The sequence below is a fragment of the Streptomyces sp. KR55 genome, assembly GCF_052245645.1.
GTDB lineage: Bacteria > Actinomycetota > Actinomycetes > Streptomycetales > Streptomycetaceae > Streptomyces > Streptomyces flavusporus.
This window is the reverse complement of the sequence record NZ_JBQQCE010000595.1, coordinates 1-5,035: the sequence shown is the minus strand read 5'-3', so window position 1 is coordinate 5,035 and position 5,035 is coordinate 1. Positions and strand designations below refer to the sequence as shown.

The 5,035-nt window shown below is 68.9% G+C and carries 5 protein-coding genes; 3 read left to right on the top strand and 2 right to left on the bottom strand.

The genetic code is table 11. The features are described from left to right. On the top strand, positions 1-1,997 hold a 1,997-nt coding region (locus ACTWQJ_RS46220; protein ID WP_443312375.1), incomplete at its 5' end, for a hypothetical protein. Positions 1,998-2,759: 762 nt separating this feature from the next. Beyond that, complete coding sequence (locus ACTWQJ_RS46215; protein WP_443312374.1) at positions 2,760-3,209, top strand: hypothetical protein; 450 nt, start codon at positions 2,760-2,762, stop codon at positions 3,207-3,209. A gap of 156 nt (positions 3,210-3,365) precedes the next feature. On the opposite strand, the gene ACTWQJ_RS46210 is transcribed toward ACTWQJ_RS46215, so the two are convergent. Then, on the bottom strand, positions 3,366-3,488 hold the full coding sequence (locus tag ACTWQJ_RS46210) for a hypothetical protein (protein WP_443312373.1): 123 nt from the start codon (positions 3,486-3,488) through the stop codon (positions 3,366-3,368). A 73-nt stretch (positions 3,489-3,561) separates the two neighbouring features. After that, complete coding sequence (locus ACTWQJ_RS46205; RefSeq protein WP_443312372.1) at positions 3,562-3,801, bottom strand: nucleic acid-binding protein; 240 nt, start codon at positions 3,799-3,801, stop codon at positions 3,562-3,564. Between the two features lie 628 nt (positions 3,802-4,429). Between ACTWQJ_RS46205 and ACTWQJ_RS46200 the strand changes: the two genes are divergently transcribed. Next, positions 4,430-5,035, top strand: a 606-nt coding sequence (locus ACTWQJ_RS46200) for a DUF6192 family protein (RefSeq protein ID WP_443312371.1), incomplete at its 3' end; no start/stop codon positions are given.

Genomic DNA, 5,035 nt, shown 5'->3' with positions numbered 1-5,035 from the left:
TCGCCCAGCTGTCGGACCAGAACCTGCGGGACCGGATCGTCGCGACGGCCGCCGCCGACCATGTCAACGCGCTCATCCGGCGGGGCCTGCTGGGGCCGGCCGACCTCCCGGGCGTGCTGCGGCACCACGAGGCCACCCCGGACCTGATCGTCTCGCTCGCGCGGCGCGACCTCCGCGCCGCGGCGCTGGAGGTGATCGAAACGCTGGAGCTGTCGGCGCTGGTCGCGGTCGAGATGTCGGCGGGGCTCCCGCAGCCGGAGGAGCCGGTGCTGCCGACCCCAAAGGCGCCCGACTGGCTGCTGGACGCCCTGGTGCGGCGCAGCCTGACCATCGTGACGGCCGGACTTGAGGCGTTCGCCACCGCAAACAGCCAGCCGCGCAACACCCCTTACTGGCAGCCGGAGGGCTGGCCGGCGTACTCGGTGTGTGGGCTGCTGCTGAAACGCTGCCCCGAGCGGTGGCCCGAGCTCGTGGAGGATCCCGTCCACGGCCAGGCGGTGCGGCACGCGCTCCTGGACAGCGTGGACACCGCGCAGATCAGCGACGAAGTCCTCGCGGCGTGTGTGCCCGCGCTGTGCCTGCCGGAGTGGGCCGACCTGCCACTGCCCGAGCGCACCCAGCGCCGGCGGCTACGGACGATCGCACAGCGGGTGGCCAGCCACCCGCGCCTGAAAGAGCTGGCCGCCGCACAGCTGCACGACGCCGCGGCCGCCTGCCTGGCACGCAGCAACCTGGTGCAGGCCGTGACGGACCCCCAGGTCCGCCACTACGCGATCGAGTTGACCGGGCTGGCCGAGGATCTGGCCGTGACCAGCAACGACGCGGACGTCCTGGGCACGATGTGCACGCTGGTCGCCCGCCTTCCCGAACCCACCGCGATCGAGCGGCGCTACGCCTTCGACGACGGCGAGCCGCCCTCTCCGAAGCTGCTGCTGAGCAGCGACCAGCGGATCGGCACGCTGGCCGCGCTGGCCGGCAACCCCCACCTGGACCGCAGCCTGATCACGAACCTCCTGGAGGGGCTGCACCCCGTGGAGGTGCAGTGGCTGCTGGCGTACGAGCAGCAGGTCCCGGCGTGGCTGAGGCAGGCCGCGGCCGACCATGCGGCGGCCCACCCGTACGCGGGACCGCCGCGCGTGCTGACGGACGAGGAACTCGATGACGTCGACGACCCGCTCGCGGTCATGCAGGGCTGGCTGGAGGCCATCAAGGGCCACCGGGGCGCCTTCATGTACCAAGTCGAGTACACGATCCTGGAGTCCCGTCACTGCACCGACGCCCTGCTGCGCCAGCTGCCCGCCCACGTCGTGCTCGGCAGCAAGGACCAGTCTGCGGCCGCCGACGCCCTGCTGCAGCTGTGCGGGAACGACCCCGCCCGGTGGCAGGCCATCGCCGAAACCCTGTCCTCGCCGCCCGACTTCGAAGAGACCCTCGGTCAGTTCCTGGACCGGCACAGTATGAAGGCCGGCCGTGTCCGGACTCCAACACGGCACGAGCCTGTCATGAAACTGATCCGCGCCTCGATGAATCCGGCGAGCCGCACCGCGCGGCGCCCCGTCGACTCGCCCGCCGGCCGGGTCGTGTCGGCGGCCGCGCGCGCCGATGCGGACGAGAACGGAACCGACCGCATCTTCCTGCTCGCCGCCGGCGCGAGCGTCGCTGCGACCGGGATCGCGCTCGTGCTCACGGATGAAACCGAGCAGACGGTCGACGAACTCCTCTCCGCCATCGAGGAAGCCGCCGAACGCGGGGCGGCGGGGCAGGCGAAGCTGAACACGCTGCCCGTGATCAGGGGACTGCTGACGGACCAGGAGAGCGCAGCCGAAGTACTCGGGGCGACCTTCGCCCGGGATCAGGGCGAGTTCTTCGACCTGATCCTCGAACTCGCGGACTTCACCGCCACGTGCATCACCATCCGCGAGGCCCGCTCCGGGACACCGGTCGCCGACACGCTGGCCGACCTGGAGGAGATGCTCAAGGAGTTCGTCGACACATGACCCCGCCGTCTGGGGCGGGCGCTTCGGTGGGACGGGCTGCGTCGCCTCGGGCAGGCACGGGTGCCGCGAACACTCCGAGGCCGTAAATCGCCCACCGTGTCCGGGTGTGCCCGCTGGGTCCCCCAGCAGAGTCTTGACAAGCCGAGGCGAAGGGGGGCGTCTACTGAGCGGTCCGACCTATTGAGTCCCCTATGAGGGGGCCTGCAACCGTTACGAAATGCGTTATGCGCTCATCACCCAACTGACCTGCGCAGACGCGTGGTTGACGCAACGACGGAAGCATGAGAAGCTCCTCCCAGGACGTCACCAGTGTGTCCTGATGCTGTTTGAGGCTCTCCTTCTGATCTAGAAGCGGGGGCCTTTTTCTTTTCCGCCAGGCCCCCGGAGCCACACCCGGGGGCCTTTTTCGTTCCCGGAGGTCTCCACCTTGCTGTCTGTTCCCTCTCCCGACGCGGTTTTCGAGGCGCCGGTCTCGCTGGCGCTCTGCGCCGCTGCCGTACTGGTGGCCGTTCTGCTGCTGGTCGCATCCGTGGCTTGGGTAGCCTTGCGGCGTGTCGACCGGGTGGACCTCCCGACTGCCCTGCTGGGGCTGGCTCACGTGATCTCCGCTCTGTGTGGGCTTCTTCCGTGGGGGCGGCCCACACCCCCGCCGGCGCTGCCGCAGCGGTCTCCTGAAGAAGCGGGACCCCCAGCCGAGCCGGTGGTGGTCCTCATGCGCACTGAACCTGCTGCTGAGTCCGCTCCGGCACGGAGGGTTGATCCGTGAACCAGCGGCCTCGTGTCGAACACGTCCGCGGGCTTGCCGATGCTCTCCGAGGCATCGGCAAGCCGGATGCGATTGTCTTCTTGGCGTTGGTCCTCTACGACGCCCCGTGGCGATTGGTCTGTGAGCAGCTACAGATATCTCTGGATACGTTCAATAACAGTTGGTCGAAGACGATGAGCATGTTGCGCCACCCCTCGCACTCCGGACCCCTGCGTGACCTCCTGCTCGACCTGGACGGCCCCCGTCCCACGATTCTGATCGATGATGAGTTGCGTGCTCTGATTCGGGAGTGGCGGCTGGAGGAGATGTTCGAGCCTCGTTGCGCGCTCTGTGAGCACCCCATGGAAGTTCCATTGACTGACCGAGAGCGGAGGGGGCGTCCGCGCAAGTACTGCTCGGACGCCTGCAAGCAGAAGGCGTACCGGCTGCGGCTCAAGTTGAGGTGAACTGCACGATGCGCGTGTGCGTGTCGACGTCGAGGGGGCGTTGTCCAACAACCGATCGGTTCTCGGACGGCGGCGCGGGGTCGTCGATACGCCCGGCCAGACCCGACGTCCGGTGTCCAGCAAAGATGTGCAACAACGTCGGGCACCCGCAAGGGCTCATTTCTGTACGGTGCCGAGCACGTCCAGCTGCTCCTGCCAGCGGGCATCGGCGGCCCGCGCGGCCGTGATCGTGGCCTTCAGGACCCAGGACATGTCGGAGGAGGGCGGTGATGTGGTCATGCCCTGACGGTAGAAGCCGTCGCTGACAGCGGGTACCACGCCTCCGTGCAGCGGACGAATGGGGGCGAGGCAACTACTCCTCCAGGGCCGTGTCTTCCTCGAAGGCATGCTTCAGCTTGTCGCGAGCGGCGGTCCGCTCAGGTCCGGACATCTCGCTCCAGAACGTGTGGGTGACGATCTGGGCCGCGAGGTCGCGCTCATGTTCCCGCAGGGCGTCGACCTGCTTCTGCTCCTGCTCCGACCAGCCGGGCGAGTCGGGGTAGGCACGGCACTTGTCGAGCCAGTAGCCCTCGGGGCGCTGCCACGCCTCCATCGGCTCCACCGAGTACGGCAGCGCCTTGAACAGGGCCGCCAGGTCAGCACGTACCTGGTTGAGTAGGTGTTTTTGATCCCTGGTTGTGAGGTGCGTACGCCTGGATGATCTGAGTTGTGGGGGCTGGCGGAACGGCTCGGCGGTACTGCCGGGAGTGCGGTGATCCGCTGCCGCAGACGATGGCGGCGGAGGCGGTGTTCTGCTCGGGTCGGTGCAGGTCACGGCGGTGGCGCAGGCTTCAGCGGACCCGGCAGCGGGTAGCTGCGATGCAGCGGGGGGAGCAAGTTGAGTGCCCGGTCTGCAGCAGGTCTTGGACCGTGGGGGTAGAGCGGTCGAAGGCGGCGGTGTACTGCTCGGACCGTTGCCGGGTGCGGGCCTGTCGTCAGCGGCGGGCGTCGCGGAACGGCGTTACGGAAACGCCGTAGCCGAACGCCTCGTCAGCACCTTGAACACCCCTTGTTTTGCGGGGTAGTTGGTGCGTCTGGCTGGTGCTTCGAGCGCCCCCGGTTCACGCTCTGCCCCGGCGTGTCGCGCCCGCGTCACGGTGGACGGGGGCCCGGGGCCGACGCCCCTTTGACCGATCACGTCGTGGTGGCCGAGCCGGATCCGGGCGAGGGCGGTGGTCATCATGGCCGACGTGAGCGACCGGATCGGGAACGTCACCCGGCAGCGTTACGAACAGCTCGTCACCCAGGCCAAGGAACTCATCGCGCAGGTCGCCCGCGCGCAGTTCGCCCTGGGTGACATGGCGCTGGAAATCGAGCCGATGAGGGCGGTGGGCGGGTCGATGCCGAACGGCACGGACGACCTATTCACCGTCACGGAGTCGTTGCAGCTGTTCGCGGACGACATCGGGGTGGAGCGCCGGACGGTGGAAGACTGGCGCTACACCGCCAACCGGTGGCCGAAGGGGAGGCGCAAGGAAGGCGTGTCGTTCACCGTTCACCGCATCCTGGCCTCGGTCGTGGACGAGGACGAGCGGTGGGCGGCGATCGAGGACGCGCCGTTCAACCCGCGCACCGGAGCAAGGCAGTGGACGCCGGACGGCGCGAAGCGGGTCGTCGGCCAGCGGGTCGACCGACCGGTCACGGTGGACGAGAAGGTCCAGGCCGTGGCCGACCTGACCCGCGACGACGAAGTCGCCGCGCAGGTCGCCACCGATCTGCTGAAGCGGCCAGCGGTCACCGAGCACGTCACCCCGGCCGAAAGGGTCCGGGTCGTCACGGAGCTGACC